Raw genomic sequence first — 15,707 nt, forward strand, 5'->3', positions numbered from 1 at the left:
AGCCCAAAGAGGCCGCTCCGACGGGGGCGGCCTTTTTCATGTCGGCGACGAAGGTGCTAGAGCCGCGCGATGACGCCTGATGATGACGCCTCGCCCCTGCTGACCTGGACCGAAGAGAGCGAGCCGCGCTCCGGCCGGTTCGGCGACGTCTATTTCTCGCGAGACGACGGGCTGGCCGAAACGCGGGCGGTGTTTCTGGAAGGTTGCGGCCTGCCGGACGCCTGGATGGGACGGGATCATTTCACGGTGGCCGAGCTGGGGTTCGGCACGGGGTTGAACATCGCCGCCCTGCTGTATCTGTGGCGACGGACGCGGCCCGAGGGCGGGCGGCTGCACATCTTTTCTATCGAGGGGTTTCCGCTGACGGCGGCGGAAGCGGCGCGGGCGCTGGGCGCCTGGCCGGAACTTGCGGAGGCGACCGAGGCCTTGATCGCAAACTGGCCGGCCGCGACGCCGGGCTTTCACCGGGTGGATCTGCCCGGCTTCGACGCCGTGCTGGACCTGGCGGTGGGCGATGCGGCCTGGGCGCTGGAGCAGTGGTCGGGGGTGGCAGATGCCTGGTTCCTGGACGGTTTCTCGCCTGCGCTGAACCCGGGCATGTGGTCGCCCGAAGTGATGGCCTTGATCGCCGAGCGCTCGGCGCCGGGCGCGCGCCTGGCCACCTTCACCGTCGCCGGAGCCGTGCGGCGGGGCCTGGCCGGGCAGGGCTTCATCGTCGAGAAGCGCCCCGGTCATGGCCGCAAGCGCGAGCGGCTTGAGGCGCGTCTCCCCTCAGTGTTCGAACCGTCACCGCCGCCCCGTGTCGCCGTGATCGGCGCGGGTATCGCCGGCGCATCGGTGGCGCGCGCGCTGAAGGCGCAGGGCCTCCGGGCCGTGGTGTTCGAGGGTGAGCGTCCCGGCGCGGGCGGCTCCGGCTTTCCGGCGGCCCTGGTTACGCCGCGCCTGGATGCCGGCGACCTCGGCATCGCCGCCCTGCACGCCCAGGCGCTGGAGCGGGCGGCACATCTGTATGCCTCGATCCCGGATGCCGTAACGGGCCACGGCGTGCTGCAACTCCCCCAGGCGCCGCGGGATGCGGTCCGGTTCGAAAAGATCGCTCGCCAGCCGATCTGGAATGACGATGACATGGCGGTGCTGGACGACGGGGCGGCGTCAGCTATAGCCGGCGAAGCGACGGGGCAGGGCGGTTTGCTGATGAAGGGGGCGTTCGCGCTGCGCCCTGCGGCGGTGCTCTCGTACTGGCTTTCGGACGCGGAGATGCGCTCTGAGCGCGTGATGCGGCTGGAGCGCGCCTACGGCCGCTGGCGGCTGATCGGCGAAAACGACGCGGTGCTGGGCGAGGTCGATGCGGTGGTTCTCGCCGCCGGTTGGGGATCGGCCGCCCTGTTGGAAGGGTTCGACCAGACGCCGCGCCTGTCGCCCGTGCGGGGGCAGGCGGACTGGATCGACGGGGACGTGACCGTCCACCCCATGGCCTGGGGCGGCTATGCGGTCCCGACGGGCCAAGGGGTACTGTTCGGCGCGACCCATGATCGGGGCGACACCGGCACGGCGCCGAGCGACGACGACAGCGCGCGAAATCTGGCGACCTTGGAAGCGCGCCTGCCGGATCTGGCCGAACGCGTCGCAGCAGCCGGGCCAACCCATAGCCGAACCGCAGTCCGCGCCACGACGCCGGATCGCCTGCCTGTTGCGGGCGCTCTCGATGACGGCCTCTATGTGCTCGGCGGGCTGGGGTCGCGCGGTTTCTGCGTCGCGCCCTTGCTGGGCGAGCATATCGCCGCCCTCATCCTTGATCAGCCCTCGCCCCTGCCGCGAGATCTGGCGGCGCGCGTGTCGCCCCGTCGGTCTTCGGTTCTGGCGGACGCCCTTGCATCATCCTCGCCGACGCGCGCAGGATGAAGCGGGGCTTGTTCAGGAGTTGACTATGCATCGCCTCATTCTGTCGTCTGCGGCTCTCCTCGTACTGTCGGCCTGTGCGCCGTCGCCGGGCGTGGCGACGGCCAGCCGCGCCGACGCCAGCCAGTGCTTCCGGCCCAATCTGGTGCGCAACTTCACCGCGCCGAACGACCAGACCCTGTATGTCCGCACAGCCGACGCCGGGGTGTTCCAGATCGAAACCCCCTTCTGTCGCGACATGACCCGCGCCCTGTCGATCGCACTGGAACCTGTCGCCGGATCCAGCCGCCTGTGTCCCGGCGATCAGGCCGCCTTGCTCAGCCCAGCGACGGGCCCTCAACCGTGCCGCGTGCGCATCGCAAAGAAGTTGACGACCGCAGAGATCGAGGCCCTGCCGTCTCGCGATCGGCCCTGATCGAAAACGCTTTCGGAGCTTTCGGGAGAGATTGAATTCTCGCGCGCGCGGGTATGAAATGAACGCCTTGCCTGGGGAGGGAAGAGAATGATCAGAACAGTTGGCGTGGCGGCGATCATGGCGACGGCGGCGATCGCATCGCCATCGGCGGCCGAAAGCTGGGCCGCGTTTTCACGCAGCGACGCCACCGTCTATCTGGTGGACATCGGTGCGCTGACGCCGGTGGACGGCGTGGCGACGACGCGGATGGCGCGGGTGCCCGCGCGCGGGGAGGCGACCAATCTCAGCCATGAAACCGAAGAGGTCATAGTGCGGTGTTCGGACGGCCAGTCGCGTTCGGGCGCGACGGTGACCTATGGCGCGGACGGGGCGGAAACCGATCGCTATTCCGAGGATACGCCGTGGGAAGCGACGCCGGCCGGCGGCATCTATGGCGCAATCAAATCCTTCGCCTGTGAGGACATGCGGCCCCAGACGGCGGCGTTTCCCACCATCCAGGCCTTCATCGCGGGCGGACGCGGCCAGTAGGCCGCGCCTGGTCCGCGTCATATTTGACGAGAAAGCCTTCGCTGAAACGAAACGGCTTTTTCAAGCGCGGTTCAAAAATTCTTGAGATCGCCCGGTCACAATTTTTGAGAATATGAGCTGGTTGGTTCATAGTTTCTGAGAATGGGAACATTGAGCTAAAAATCTTGAGAGCGCGAACTTGGCGATACGGACTGGGTCGCCGATCGGTGGAGGTCGGCTGGTCCTTCGCTATAGCTCGCAGTGAGCCTGCATCGGCACGCGAGTAGGCAATCAAAGGCAGCTCAACCCTAGAAACATCATTCGGTCTGATGCTGCAGTTAGCACTGGACTGTTGATCAGCGTCGTCGTGTCCTCCGACAACGAGGTGTTGGGGCTTACCGACATCTAGAGTGCTCTGTCAGCTCTCGTGGTTATGCACGCGACACGCGAAAGTGTTCGATTCAGTTCCAGCAAAGCTTGTGTTTGCAATCGGTCTGTTGGGTAGTCTGTTTACCTCAAGTTGTGACTCGATGACCAAGCTTCCGGTTCTGGAGGACTAACTCATGATCAACGCTATGGCCGAAGGGCTCGCGCGATCGGGGGAAGCGACCGGCGTCTCAGAAGACTATGATCGTGACTGGATGATCCACGCAGTCGAGTCGATGCTGCGCCAAGCGTTTCCAACCCTCGTGATCGTCGGCGCCGGGGCGTCCATCTATTTCAACGACGCTTGTCGCACTTTGCTACCCCTGTCGGCGGTACAGGGCGGCGTATTCGCTGAAATGGCGCCTTCATTATCGACGCAACTTGCAGCGACTGTCGCCCAAGCTTGGAGCGGCGGCGCAGGAACGGCAGACGATATCAAGATCCATATCGATCGACCGGACGCTGCACGAGAGATTTGGGTGACGGCGGCGATCACCCCGATTGCTCGCAACGGCAAGGTTCACGCTGTGCTTTGTGTTCTTCGGGACGTTACCGAAGAAAGAAGTCTTAGAGCGCGTCTGCTGACCGCGGAGTCCACCCTCGAGTCTTTAGCCAACCTTGCCCCCCTATTCCTGTGGCGTTTGGACAGCCGTGGCGTAATTCGATGGATGAATGAGCGGTGTCAGACCTATCTGGGGGCTGACCTGAAACAGGCGCGGACAGACGGATGGATGGGCTGGCTGCACCCCGCTGAGCGAGACCGTATCATCGCCGACTGGGGTCGGGCTCTTACCTTGGCCAGGCCCTTCGAAAGCCGGCATCGGCTCCGTAGGGCGGACGGCGCTTACACCTGGTTCACTGTGCGCACGCTTCCCCAGTTCGACGCGCGCGGCGAATTGTCCGAATGGCACTCGGCGGCTGTGGAAGCGCTGGACGCGGAAACAATTGCGCCTGAACGTCGACTACTCTGGACCGTCGATGTCTCCGATTGGACCCGTCGCTTCCTCAACATCGACACCCAGGCCGCCTGGCCCGGGGATCGCCCCTCCGTCATGGCTTGGAGCGACCAACTCGCCGCGGTTCTGGAAGAGGACCGCCCCGCGTTCCGGTCCGCGCTCGAGACACTGATGACAGGCAGGTCCACGGAGGCTGCCTATCGTGTGCGTGATAAGAGCGGGAGCCTGCTTTCGGTCGAGGACACGGCCTTCCCGTTGATCGATGCGGACGGATCCATCAGTCGGTTCGTCGGCGAGTCCCGGATCCGCACCCAGGCTGGCAGGGCGGTTCTGTTCATCGATCCTGCTCGTCGGGGTTGTCAGGTGCGTCGCGCGCTCGAGCGAGAGGAGGTTCGCGTGGATGTAACCGGCGCGCTGGATCAGACGCTCAGGACACGCACCGGCGTCCAAACCGTCGTCTATTGTTCCGACTCGACCGTCGTGGACATTCTGCGAGCGACCGAGGTGGTTGGTCGCGAACTGCCCGATACGCCGCTGGTCATACTGGGGGATCCGCTGGCGACGCCGCGCGAAATTATCGCCCTTCACAACGCTGGGGTCGCAGACCTGCTGTCCTATGCAGATAGCGATGACGCCAACGTTGCCGCCATTGCAGCGCACTGTAAATTGCCGTCGATAGACAACGACTTAACATTACCTAGTAGGCCTACCAAGCAGGCCTTGGCACGGCTGTCCCGCCGTGAACAAGAGATCCTAGAACTGGCTGTTGAAGGCGGTACGTCCAAGACGATCGGACGCGCCTTGGGGATCAGTCCCCGGACCGTGGATTACCATCGCGGCAAGGCGCTCGATAAGCTGGGTTTGAAGTCGGTCAGCCAGGCGTCAGACTTTTTCACCCCTTCACCAGTCCGACTTAAGCACCGATACTAAGCACGCAAAGTATGTCCCTCGCGCAAACGCCAGGGAATCGTGAACACGTCACGATTGTGCCGAAGCCCGCATTAGCCTCTCCGATCGGGAGCCGTTGATGCGCCTCCCGCCGCTGGGAGGATCACGATGCACACCCGTTCGACGACTGACCGACAAAAGCCCATCAGAACCGCCGCCTTAGCCACGCGCCTGCTGGTCGCCGCTGTATACGCCCTGGGCGCGATCGTCCCCCTGGGGCTTTTCACCGTGGCCGCGCCAGCTCGGGCGCAGACGAGCATCGTCGATGTGTGCACGGGCGTGGCTCTGCCCCGCTCAGCGGTGACGGATATCATGCGCCCTGTGATCACCGGGATCGCTACCCCCCTAGAGACGTCAATCAACGGTTTGCTCTCCGTCCTCGCGCCACGCCTCAATCTCAACGCGACCACTCTGCTGAACAACGCGGCCAGCGGTCAGGACATCCGCCTGAGCGTCCTCGATGTGAACGGCAACGTCGTCAATCTCCCCGACGCCTGCATCAACCAAGCCGACGCCTTCACCCTCGAGACCGAGCAGGGGATTTCGATCGGCGGCAATCGCATCACCGGCTTGGGATCCGGCGGCGCCGTCGCCATCGCCGGCGAACTCAACTCCATCGCCTTCGGCAATGGCGCCCTGACGGCCGCCACGGCGGTCGATGCGATCGCGCTTGGCCGCGAAGCGGAGATTCTGGGCGGGGCCTCGGGCTCCATCGCCCTGGGCGCGGACGCGTCCGTGGCGGTCGCCAACAGCCTGGCCCTCGGCGCCGACAGCGCCGCCCTGCGCGGGGCCTTGGCCAACTATGCCGCCCTGGGGCTTTCGACGCCGCAGACCTCCGTCGGCGAGGTGTCTTTCGGCGCTGCTGGGGCGGAACGCCAACTGACCAATATCGCGGCCGGTTCGGCTTTGACCGACGCGGTCAATGTCGGCCAACTTCAGGGCGTCTCCACCAGCCTTCAGGCCCTGGCCGATCTGGCTGTCACCTATGACGACGCCACGGCCGCCACCCTGACCTTGGGCGGAACAGGAGGCACGCGCATCACCAATCTTTCGTCGGGCCTTCTGGCCCTCGGCTCCGCCGACGCCGTCACCGGCGGCCAGCTCTTCGGCCTGGGCTCGAGCCTGGCGGCCGAGATCGGCGGCAGCACCCTCTTCAACCCCGCCACCAGCACGATCGACATCGGCCTCACCTACGACGGCGTGGTGTACAGCAGCGTCCAGGAGGCGTTGGACGCCATCTTCACGACACCGGGCGGCGGGACGCCCTTCCTGTCGGTAAACTCCGCTCTCGGCGGCGCCTTGGCTGGCGGGCTGAACTCGACCGCCGTCGGCCCCGCCGCCTCGGCCAGCGCCGACAACAGCATCGCCCTAGGCGCATCCAGCACGGCCGACCGAGGCGCCCTGATCGGCTATGCCGCTCTCGGCCTGGACGTCCCACAGACCTCGGCAGGCGAGGTCTCGATCGGGATCGTGGGCGGCGAGCGTCAGCTGACGAACGTCGCGGCCGGCTCGGCGCTGACCGACGCGGCCAATGTCGGCCAGCTGTTGGGCGTATCCGACGACCTGCAGGCCCTGGCCGATATCGCCGTCGCCTATGACGATCTCACGGCGTCCAGCCTGACTCTGGCCGGCATCGGCGGCACGGTCATCACCAATGTGGCGGCGGGCGACCTCAGCGCCGGCTCCACCCAGGCCGTCAACGGATCTCAGCTGTTCGCCACAAACACCCAGGTCGGCTTGAACGCCACGGCCATCACCAACCTCACGACGGACCTCGGCGTCCTGTCGGATACGGCGGTCATGTATGACGATTTGCTGGCCGGCCGTGTGACCCTGGCCGGCGTGGACGGCACCGTCATCGGCAATGTCGCCGCCGGCGCGCTGACGGCGACGTCGACCGAGGCCGTCAACGGATCTCAGCTGTTCGCCACCAATGCTCAAGTCGGCATCAACACCACGGCGATCACCAACCTTACGACCGACCTCGGCGCCCTGTCCGACACGGCCGTCATGTACGATGATCTTCAGGCCGGTCGCGTCACCCTGGCCGGCGTCGATGGCACCATCATCGGCAACGTCGCCGCCGGCGCCCTGTCGGCGACGTCCACCGAAGCCGTCAATGGCGCGCAGCTGTTCGCCACAAACACCCAGGTCGGCATCAACACCAATGCCATCACCAATCTGACGACGAACCTCGGAACGCTGTCCGATACGGCGGTGATGTACGACGATCTTCTGGCCGGTCGCGTCACCCTGGCCGGCGTGGACGGCACCGTCATCGGCAACGTCGCCGCCGGCGCCCTTTCGGCGACGTCGATCGAAGCTGTTAATGGCGCACAACTGTTCGCGACCAACACCCAGGTCGGCATCAACACCAATGCCATCACCAATCTGACGACGAACCTTGGCGAACTGTCCGATACGGCGGTGATGTACGACGATCTTCTGGCCGGCCGCGTCACCCTGGCCGGCGTGGATGGCACCGTGATCGGCAACGTCGCCGCCGGCGCGCTTGCGGCGACGTCGAGCGAGGCCGTCAACGGCGCACAGCTGTTCGCCACTAATACCCAGGTGGCCGTCAACACGACGGCGATCGCCGATATCGCCGCCGTCTCGGCTCTGGCGGTCGTCTATGACGATCCCAGCTTTGAGACCCTGACGCTGGCGGGCGCTGCGGGCACCACGATCAGCAATGTCGCGGCCGGGGACTTGAGCGTGGCCTCGACCGACGCCGTCAACGGGGCCCAGCTGTTCGCGACCAACGCTCAGGTCGCAGACAACACCGCCGACATCATCACCAACACGACGGCCATCACCACCATCGCCAACAACCTGAACAATGGCGCGATCGGCGTGGTTCAGTATTCGAACCCCGCAAACCCCGCGGTTCCGAACGGCGGCGTGGCGACCAATGACGTGACCCTCGTCGGCGCCCTGGCCGGTCCGGTCGGTCTGCATAACGTCGCCGCCGGCCTGATCGCTTCGGGCTCAACTGACGCCGTCACCGGCGGCCAAGCCTTCGCGCTCGGCCAGAGCCTCGCCGCCGGCTTCGGCGGCGGCTCCGCGTTCAATCCGCTGACCAACACCCTGGGCGTCGCCATCACCTATCAGGGCGTCCAATACGCCAGCATCCAGGCCTTCTTGAACGCCCTGTCGGCGGCTCCGGTCGGCGGTGGGTCCAGCGTTTATCTGGCCGTCAACTCGAACCTCGCGCCAGCGACCGCTCAAGGTCAGGACGGCGTCGCCGTCGGCCCTGAAGCCCAGGCCAACGCCGACAACAGCATTGCTCTTGGCGCAGGCAGCGTCGCCGATCGCGCCGCCCAAACGGACTATGCGGCGCTGGGCGTCACGGGCCTTCAATCGTCGGTCGGTTCGGTCTCGTTCGGCTCGGCCGGAGCCGAACGGCAGTTGACCAACGTCGCTGCGGGCACGGCCGCGACCGACGCCGTCAATGTCGCTCAGCTGCAAGGCGTCTCCGACAGGGTGGACGCCCTGGCCGGCGCCGCCGTCTCTTACGACACGGCCAACCGCGACACCCTGACTCTGGCCGGCGCCAACGGCACGACCATCACCAATGTCGCCGCAGGACAGGTCAATGCGACCTCGACAGACGCCGTCAACGGATCGCAGCTGCACGCGACCAACACTCAGGTCGCGCTCAACACCACGGCGATCACCAATCTGACGAACAACATCGCCAACGGCAGCCTAGGCCCCGTTCAATATAGTGACAGCGACGACCCCGAGACCCCCAACGGCGGCGTCCGCTCCGACGACCTCACCTTGGTCGGCGCCAGCGGCGGCGCGGTGGGTCTGCACAATGTCGCCAACGGCCGTATCGCCGCTGGCTCGACCGACGCCGTCAACGGCGGCCAGATCTACCAACTGGCCTTCGCGGCGACCAATGCGGTGCAGTACGACACCGACGCGAACGGGGGCCGCACGAACAGCATCACCTTCCAGGGCGGCGACGCCTCGGCCCCGGTGACGCTGAACAATGTCGCGGCAGGCGCGGTGACGGCCACGTCCACGCAAGCCGTCAACGGATCGCAGCTTTTCCAGACCAACCAGGCCGTCGCGACGGCCCAAGCCACAGCCGACAACGCCCTGGCCCTGGGTCAGAACTCGCTCCAGTACGCCGACCAGGGTCAGACCCGCGTCGTCCTGGGTCGCAGCAATGGGCCGGCGGTCACCGTCAGCAACGTCGCCGCCGGGGTCGCCGATACCGATGCCGTCAATGTGCTGCAGCTGCGCGAAAGCATGAACGAAGCGATCCAGCAGTCGAACACCTACACCGACATGCGGCTGGCGGCGGTCAACTACAATGTCCAGGAAGTCCGCAAGCTGGCCTTCGCCGGCACGGCGGGCGCTCTGGCGGCTGCCGGGATGCCGCAGATCGCCGAGCGCGGCAAGTCGATGTTCGCGGTCGGCTACGGCACCTACGAGGGCCAATCGGCCATGGCCATGGGCTACTCCCGCGCCCTGGGCGACGGCTCCATGGTCTTCCGGGCCGGCGCGACCTTCGACACCCAGAACCATGTCGGCGCCAACGCCGGTATCGGCTGGAGATTCTGATACGGATCGGGGGAGCAAAGGCTCCCCCGCTTTATTGGTGACACCCTATTGATTGCACACGTAATGCCGACCTCCCGTTCTCCCTTGATCAGCGCTGACGATTTTAATGCGATGAAAGCGCGCTTCATGGCCTTGGGCGACAGTCTGACAGACGAACAACTTCTCGATTTGGCCGATTGCTATCACGAGATGCTGAGACAAAGACGGGCGATCCGGGTTCGCCATCCTTCACCTGCCCCTTCTTACTCTAGTTCGATCGCTGGGGAGCCGATGGAAGATAACCAGGGCGTGGGGCGGAAGACGCCGTCCAGCACGGTCAGGGCGTTGGAGGCAACCAGTCCCAGCCGGTTCCGAAGGCGGATGCTCCAGGGGGGTGTCGATTCGGCTTCTCGAATGTCTTCGTGCAATGCACCACCTTCGACGCGCCAAGCCTTGGCCGCGTCGCTCCCGCTTTCGTGAAACGAAGGTTTGCGCCCACGGCGGTCGATCTTCAACGACCTCCGGTCCATCGAAGTGGGGAGGGCTTCGTCCGAGGTCAGCTCTCGGCTTTAGGGCGGATCACTTCGAGGAAGCGACGGCTGAGGTCGATAATGTGTCCGGCGACGCCGCGCAGAGTCCTTCTGTCAAATCCTTCGCCCCGTGACCTCGACGGCGCGGGTGACCGCCTCCTCGGTGCGGGTCGCCAGTTCGGCGGCCCGGCGGCGCAGGTTGGGGGCCCCGGGCCGACCTGGCCCCCTGAGCCAACGTCGCCTATCTCAAGGGGCTGAATGTCCGGTCGCCGGCGTTAAGCCAAGATCCGCTGCGCATCTGCGAATCGGCAGATCACCGCACCTGATTTGAGACAGGTGGCTGCAAGACTGTTGACGCAAGAAGGCCAGCATTAGCTGGCCTTCAGTCACGCTTCACGATGAGGTTCTGGCAGCTTACCGCCGGCGTCGTACGAAGAGATCGAAGCCCGACCGCGAGCGCCTGAGCCGACATGAAATTCTCATCGATTTTGACCCGGTTCTCATTGTTTGTGGCTTAGCTCTCATCAAATGTGACCCGGACCAGCGCCCCCTTCGCCGTCAGACGTCGACGGCGGCGTCCAGGGCGTTGTCCTGGATGAACTCGCGCCGGGGCTCGACGACGTCGCCCATCAATTTGGCGAACAGGTCGTTGGCGTCTTCCTCGTGCTCGACCGAGACCTGCAACAGGGTGCGGGCGTTGACGTCCAGCGTCGTCTCCCACAGCTGCTCGGGGTTCATTTCGCCCAGGCCCTTGTAGCGCTGGATCGACAGGCCCTTCTTACCGGCGTCCAGAACGGCGGTCAGCAGGTCCAGCGGACCGCGAATGGTCGTGGACTTGTCCTTGCGGCGGTAGGTGGCGGGGGCGACGAAGACGCCGTCGAAAGCGGCTGCGCGTTCGGCCAGACGACGGGCGTCCAGCGAGCGGATCAGGGTCTCCTCCAGCACGATGGTCTCCTGCACCGCGCGACGGGTGCGGGTGAAGACCACGGCGCCCTGCTCGCCCGGCGCGCCCGTCCACTCGCCATCGCCCTCTTCGGCATAGAGGTTCAGGCGCACGGCGGCGGCGGCCGAGGCGGTCGCCATGTCCGAATGCTCGGCGAACAGACCGGCGAGCGCCGCCTGTTCGATGGCGAAGGCGGGGGCGCGCTGGCTGAGGCGATCGACGCTGGCGCTGAAGGCCTTGGCCTCGCGCACCAGGGATTGCAGGTCCAGGCCCAGTCGACGCTCGCCGGTGGACAGGTCCAGCTCGGCCTCTGACGAACCTTCCTCGATCAGATAGGCGTCCATCTCGGCCTGATCCTTCAGGTAGCGCGACTGCTTGCCCTTGGAGACCTTATAGAGCGGCGGCTGGGCGATATAGACGTGGCCGCGCGTGATCAGCTCGGGCATCTGACGATAGAAGAAGGTCAGCAGCAGGGTGCGGATGTGGGCGCCGTCGACGTCGGCGTCGGCCATCAAAATGATTTTGTGATAGCGCAGCTTGTCGGCGTTGAAGTCGTCGCGTCCGATGCCGGTGCCCAGCGCCAGGATCAGCGTGCCGATCAGGTCCGACGACAGCATCCGGTCAAAGCGCGCGCGTTCGACGTTCAGGATCTTGCCGCGCAGGGGCAGGACGGCCTGGTTCTCGCGGTTGCGCGCCTGTTTGGCCGAGCCGCCGGCGGAATCGCCCTCGACAATGAACAGTTCGGACTTGGCGGGATCGCGTTCCTGGCAGTCGGCCAGCTTGCCCGGCAGGCTCGAGATTTCCAGCGCGGACTTGCGCCGAGTCAGGTCGCGGGCCTTGCGGGCGGCCTCACGCGCCGACGCCGCCTCGATGATCTTGGCCACGATCTGTTTGGCCTCGACCGGATGCTCCTCGAACCAGGTCGCCAGGCCTTCCGAGCACAGGCTTTCGACGGCCGGACGCACTTCGGAGGAGACCAGCTTGTCCTTGGTCTGGGAGCTGAACTTGGGATCCGGGACCTTGACCGACAGGACGCAGGTCAGGCCCTCGCGCGCGTCCTCGCCGGTGACGGAGACCTTCTCCTTCTTGCCGGCGCCCGAGCTCTCGATATAGCCGCCCATGACGCGCGTCAGGCTGGCGCGGAAGGCCGACAGGTGGGTGCCTCCATCCCGCTGGGGGATGTTGTTGGTGAAGCACAGCATGGTCTCGTGGTAGCTGTCGTTCCACCACAGGGCGAGATCCAGCTCGATCCCTTCCTTTTTGCCGCGAATGACGATGACGTCCTTCAGGATCGGCGTCTTGGACTTGTCGAGGTGGCGCACGAAGGCTTCGACACCGCCCTCGTAGTGCAGGATCATCTCGACCGGTTCGGCGTGGCGCTGGTCGGCCAGCTTGATCACCACGCCCGAGTTCAGGAAGGCCAGTTCGCGCAGACGGTGTTCCAGCGTCTTCAGATCGAAGTCGATGTGGCTGAAGGTCGTGACGGACGGGAAGAAGGTGACCTCGGTGCCGCTCAGCGGCTTGCCGGTGTCCTCGCGAATGGGGGCGTCGCCGGTGACTTCCAGCGACTTGACCGTGTCGCCGCGCTCGAACCGCATCTGGTGCGCCTTGCCGTCGCGATAGATCTTCAGCTCCAGCCAGTCGGACAGGGCGTTGACCACGGACACGCCTACGCCATGCAGACCGCCGGACACCTTGTAGGAGTTCTGGTCGAACTTACCGCCGGCGTGCAGCTGGGTCATGATGACCTCGGCCGCCGAGACGCCTTCGCCTTCGTGGATGCCGGTGGGAATGCCGCGGCCGTTGTCGGTCACGGTGACCGAGCCATCGCTGTTCAGGATGACCTGGACCAGGTCGGCATGGCCGGCCAGGGCCTCGTCGATCGCGTTGTCGACCACCTCATAGACCATGTGATGCAGGCCCGAGCCGTCGTCGGTGTCGCCGATATACATACCGGGGCGCTTGCGCACGGCGTCCAGGCCTTTGAGAACCTTGATGGAATCGGCGCCGTATTCGGGCAGGTCGGCAATCGGATCGGTCATGAAGTCATTGGCTCTGAAGTCCCGACCGGGACGGGGATGGAGCGCCGGACCCGGCGCTCGAATCGACGGCGGGATCGCACCGCGCCGAAGCCCGCAACATATAGGAAATTCCGGCGAAAAAGCGAGGAATTCCGCGATTGCAGCCTAGTCGGTTTCCAGCGCGCCGCCGGCCACGCGGACGAACTGGGCGCGGCCTTCCAGACCGGCGAACAGGTCGCGTTCGGTGCCGGTCATGAAGGCCTGCAGATCCAGGGCCGTGATCTCGTCGAACAGGGCCGTGCGGCGCGCCTCATCGAGGTGGGCGGGGGCTTCGTCCAGCAGCAGGATCGGGCGCGCAGCATGATCTGAAAGCCGCGCGATCTGGGCCAAAATCAGGTTCAGGACCAGGGCCTTCTGCTCACCCGAAGAGCCCTCGGCCGCAGGGCGCTGCTTCTCGCGGTGAAGCGCGGTCAGGTCGGTGCGGTGCGGCCCGAACAGCGAGCGGCCGGCGGCGCCGTCGCGGGGGCGGGCCTTGGCCAGGCCGTCGCGGAGGACGGCGGCGATCTCCTCCTCCTCGGCGCCCGCTTCGGCCATCTGTTCGGCGGCGCCGTCCAGACCCAGATCGGCCTGGGGGAAGGGCCGATCGCTACGGGCGTCGATGGCGGCCTGAAGCGCGTGCAGGGCGGCGACGCGGGCGAGAGCGGCGCGGGCGCCGGCCTCGCCCAGCCGAGCCTCCAGGGCGTCCAGCCAGACGGGGTCGGCCTCGCGACCGTCCTGAGCGTCGTTCAGCAGGCGCAGCCGCTCGCGAAGAGCCTTTTCGTAGGCGGAGACGCTGGCGGCGTGATCGGGGTCGGCAGCGAAGACTAGTCGGTCGAAGAACTTCAGCCGCTCGGCGCGCGCGTCCGAGAACAGCCGGTCCTGTTCCGGCGTCGCCCAGACGGGACGCAGATAATCGAGCAGCCGCCCCGGCGGAGCCGTCTCGCCGTCGATCCGCACGATGCGCCGCGCGGCGCCCGCCGCCTGAACGCCGGTGCCCAGCCGCGTCTCGTCATCCAGTTCGACCATGACGGCCCAGGCGCGCCCGGTCGCCTCGCCCGGCTCGCGCCGGCCCATCTCGGCGGCGGTGGCGCCCCGCAGCCCCTTGCCGGGGGTCAGCAAGCTGATCGCCTCCAGAAGGTTGGTCTTTCCCGCCCCGTTCGGCCCATGCAGCACGACAGGCCCGGAGGTCATCTCCAGCCGCGCCCCTGAATAGGAGCGGAAGTCGGTGAGGGTGAGGGAGCGGATCACGCTCGCTCTCTAACGCGCGTGAGGCAGGATTACACCCGCAGCGGCATCAGCACATATTGAACGCCGGGATCGCCCGGATCGAGCACCAGGGTCGGCGAGGCCGGGTCGGCGAAGCGGAAGGCGGCGTTTTCGCCCGTGATCTGGCCGGCGACGTCCAGCAGGTAGCGGGCGTTGAAGCCGATCTCGAACGGTTCGTCGGAATAGCCGATCTCGACCTCTTCCTCGGCCTGGCCGGCTTCCATGTTGCGCACGGTCAGCTTCACGCGGTCGTTGTCGAACGCTAGTTTCACCGAACGGCTCTTCTCGGCCGAGATGGTGGCGACGCGATCGACGGCCTTGGCGAACAGGGCGTTGTCGATGTCGGCCTGTTTGTCGTTGCCGCGCGGGATGACGCGCAGATAGTCGGGGAAGGCGCCGTCGATGACCTTGGAGGTCAGGGACGCCTCACCCATCTGGAAGCGGATCTTCTGTGCCGAGACGGTGACCTCGACCGGGCCGCTGGCATCGTCCAGCAGGCGACGAACCTGATCCACTGTCTTGCGCGGCACGATGACGCCGGGGCCGCCAGCCGCGCCCTCGGGCGCCGGTGTCTCTGCCAGGGCCAGGCGGTGGCCGTCGGTGGCGACGGCGCGCAGCAGGGGGATGCCCTGTTCGGCGACCGTGTGAAGATAAAGGCCGTTCAGATAGTAGCGCGTTTCCTCGGTCGAGACCGCGAACCGCGTCTTGTCGATCAGGCGGGCCAGATCCTCCTTGGGCAGGACATAGGAGGCCCCGGCGCTGTCGGTGGACATCACGGGGAAGTCGCCCGCCGGCAGGACCGGCAGGTTGAAGCGCGACCGGCCGGCCGAGACGACCAGGCGGGGATCGTCGCCCGAATAGAGCAACGAGACCTCGGCGCCTTCCGGCAGCTTGCGCACGATCTCGTACAGGGTGTGGGCGGGAGCCGTGATCTGACCCTCAACCTGAACCTGGGCCTCGGCCTCGTCCACCATTTCCATGTCCAGATCGGTGGCGGCGAAGGCCAGCCGGTCGCGGCCCGCGCTCAGCAGGACGTTGGACAGGATCGGAATGGTGTTTCGACGTTCGACGACACTCTGCACGTGGCCCAGGGCCTTGAGGAGCGCGGATCGTTCGATGGTCAGCTGCATGTCGTCTCGCCCGGCGCGGCCGACTCGCAAGGCGGCTGCGGTTAAGTGACCTGGGACACTAGCGGATTGCGCG

At 66.1% G+C, this 15,707-nt stretch carries 9 protein-coding genes; 5 read left to right on the forward strand and 4 right to left on the reverse strand.

What is annotated here, in order from left to right; translation table 11 throughout:
* The first annotated feature begins 69 nt into the window (after nucleotides 1-69).
* From mnmD to ASF31_RS06330, 5 genes are all read left to right on the forward strand, one after another.
* Nucleotides 70-1,902 (forward strand): tRNA (5-methylaminomethyl-2-thiouridine)(34)-methyltransferase MnmD, encoded by a 1,833-nt coding sequence (gene mnmD, locus ASF31_RS06310; protein WP_055753878.1) that lies wholly within the window; start codon nucleotides 70-72, stop codon nucleotides 1,900-1,902.
* 25 nt (nucleotides 1,903-1,927) lie between these two features.
* Nucleotides 1,928-2,314: a DUF6491 family protein gene (locus ASF31_RS14715; RefSeq protein WP_055753879.1), complete on the forward strand. Its 387-nt coding sequence runs from the start codon at nucleotides 1,928-1,930 to the stop codon at nucleotides 2,312-2,314.
* Nucleotides 2,315-2,401: 87 nt separating this feature from the next.
* Nucleotides 2,402-2,842: a hypothetical protein gene (locus tag ASF31_RS06320; protein ID WP_055753880.1), complete on the forward strand. Its 441-nt coding sequence runs from the start codon at nucleotides 2,402-2,404 to the stop codon at nucleotides 2,840-2,842.
* Between the two features lie 542 nt (nucleotides 2,843-3,384).
* Nucleotides 3,385-5,133: a PAS domain-containing protein gene (locus ASF31_RS06325; RefSeq protein ID WP_055753881.1), complete on the forward strand. Its 1,749-nt coding sequence runs from the start codon at nucleotides 3,385-3,387 to the stop codon at nucleotides 5,131-5,133.
* Nucleotides 5,134-5,259: 126 nt separating this feature from the next.
* Nucleotides 5,260-9,726 carry a YadA-like family protein gene (locus ASF31_RS06330; protein WP_055753882.1) on the forward strand — a complete coding sequence of 1,489 codons (4,467 nt, stop codon included), beginning with the start codon at nucleotides 5,260-5,262 and terminating at the stop codon, nucleotides 9,724-9,726.
* 242 nt (nucleotides 9,727-9,968) lie between these two features.
* On the opposite strand, the gene ASF31_RS14435 is transcribed toward ASF31_RS06330, so the two are convergent.
* From ASF31_RS14435 to dnaN, 4 genes are all read right to left on the reverse strand, one after another.
* Nucleotides 9,969-10,220: a hypothetical protein gene (locus ASF31_RS14435; protein WP_156355937.1), complete on the reverse strand. Its 252-nt coding sequence runs from the start codon at nucleotides 10,218-10,220 to the stop codon at nucleotides 9,969-9,971.
* Between the two features lie 573 nt (nucleotides 10,221-10,793).
* A complete protein-coding gene (gene gyrB / locus ASF31_RS06335) occupies nucleotides 10,794-13,220 on the reverse strand; it encodes a DNA topoisomerase (ATP-hydrolyzing) subunit B (RefSeq protein WP_055753883.1) in 2,427 nt (808 codons plus the stop codon).
* Between the two features lie 144 nt (nucleotides 13,221-13,364).
* The gene (gene recF, locus ASF31_RS06340) at nucleotides 13,365-14,486 is read right to left on the reverse strand and encodes a DNA replication/repair protein RecF (RefSeq protein ID WP_055753884.1); all 1,122 of its coding nucleotides are present in this window, start codon (nucleotides 14,484-14,486) and stop codon (nucleotides 13,365-13,367) included.
* 29 nt (nucleotides 14,487-14,515) lie between these two features.
* Nucleotides 14,516-15,634: a DNA polymerase III subunit beta gene (gene dnaN / locus ASF31_RS06345; protein ID WP_055753885.1), complete on the reverse strand. Its 1,119-nt coding sequence runs from the start codon at nucleotides 15,632-15,634 to the stop codon at nucleotides 14,516-14,518.
* Nucleotides 15,635-15,707: the final 73 nt, after the last annotated feature.

Source organism: Brevundimonas sp. Leaf280, from assembly GCF_001422455.1.
GTDB lineage: Bacteria > Pseudomonadota > Alphaproteobacteria > Caulobacterales > Caulobacteraceae > Brevundimonas.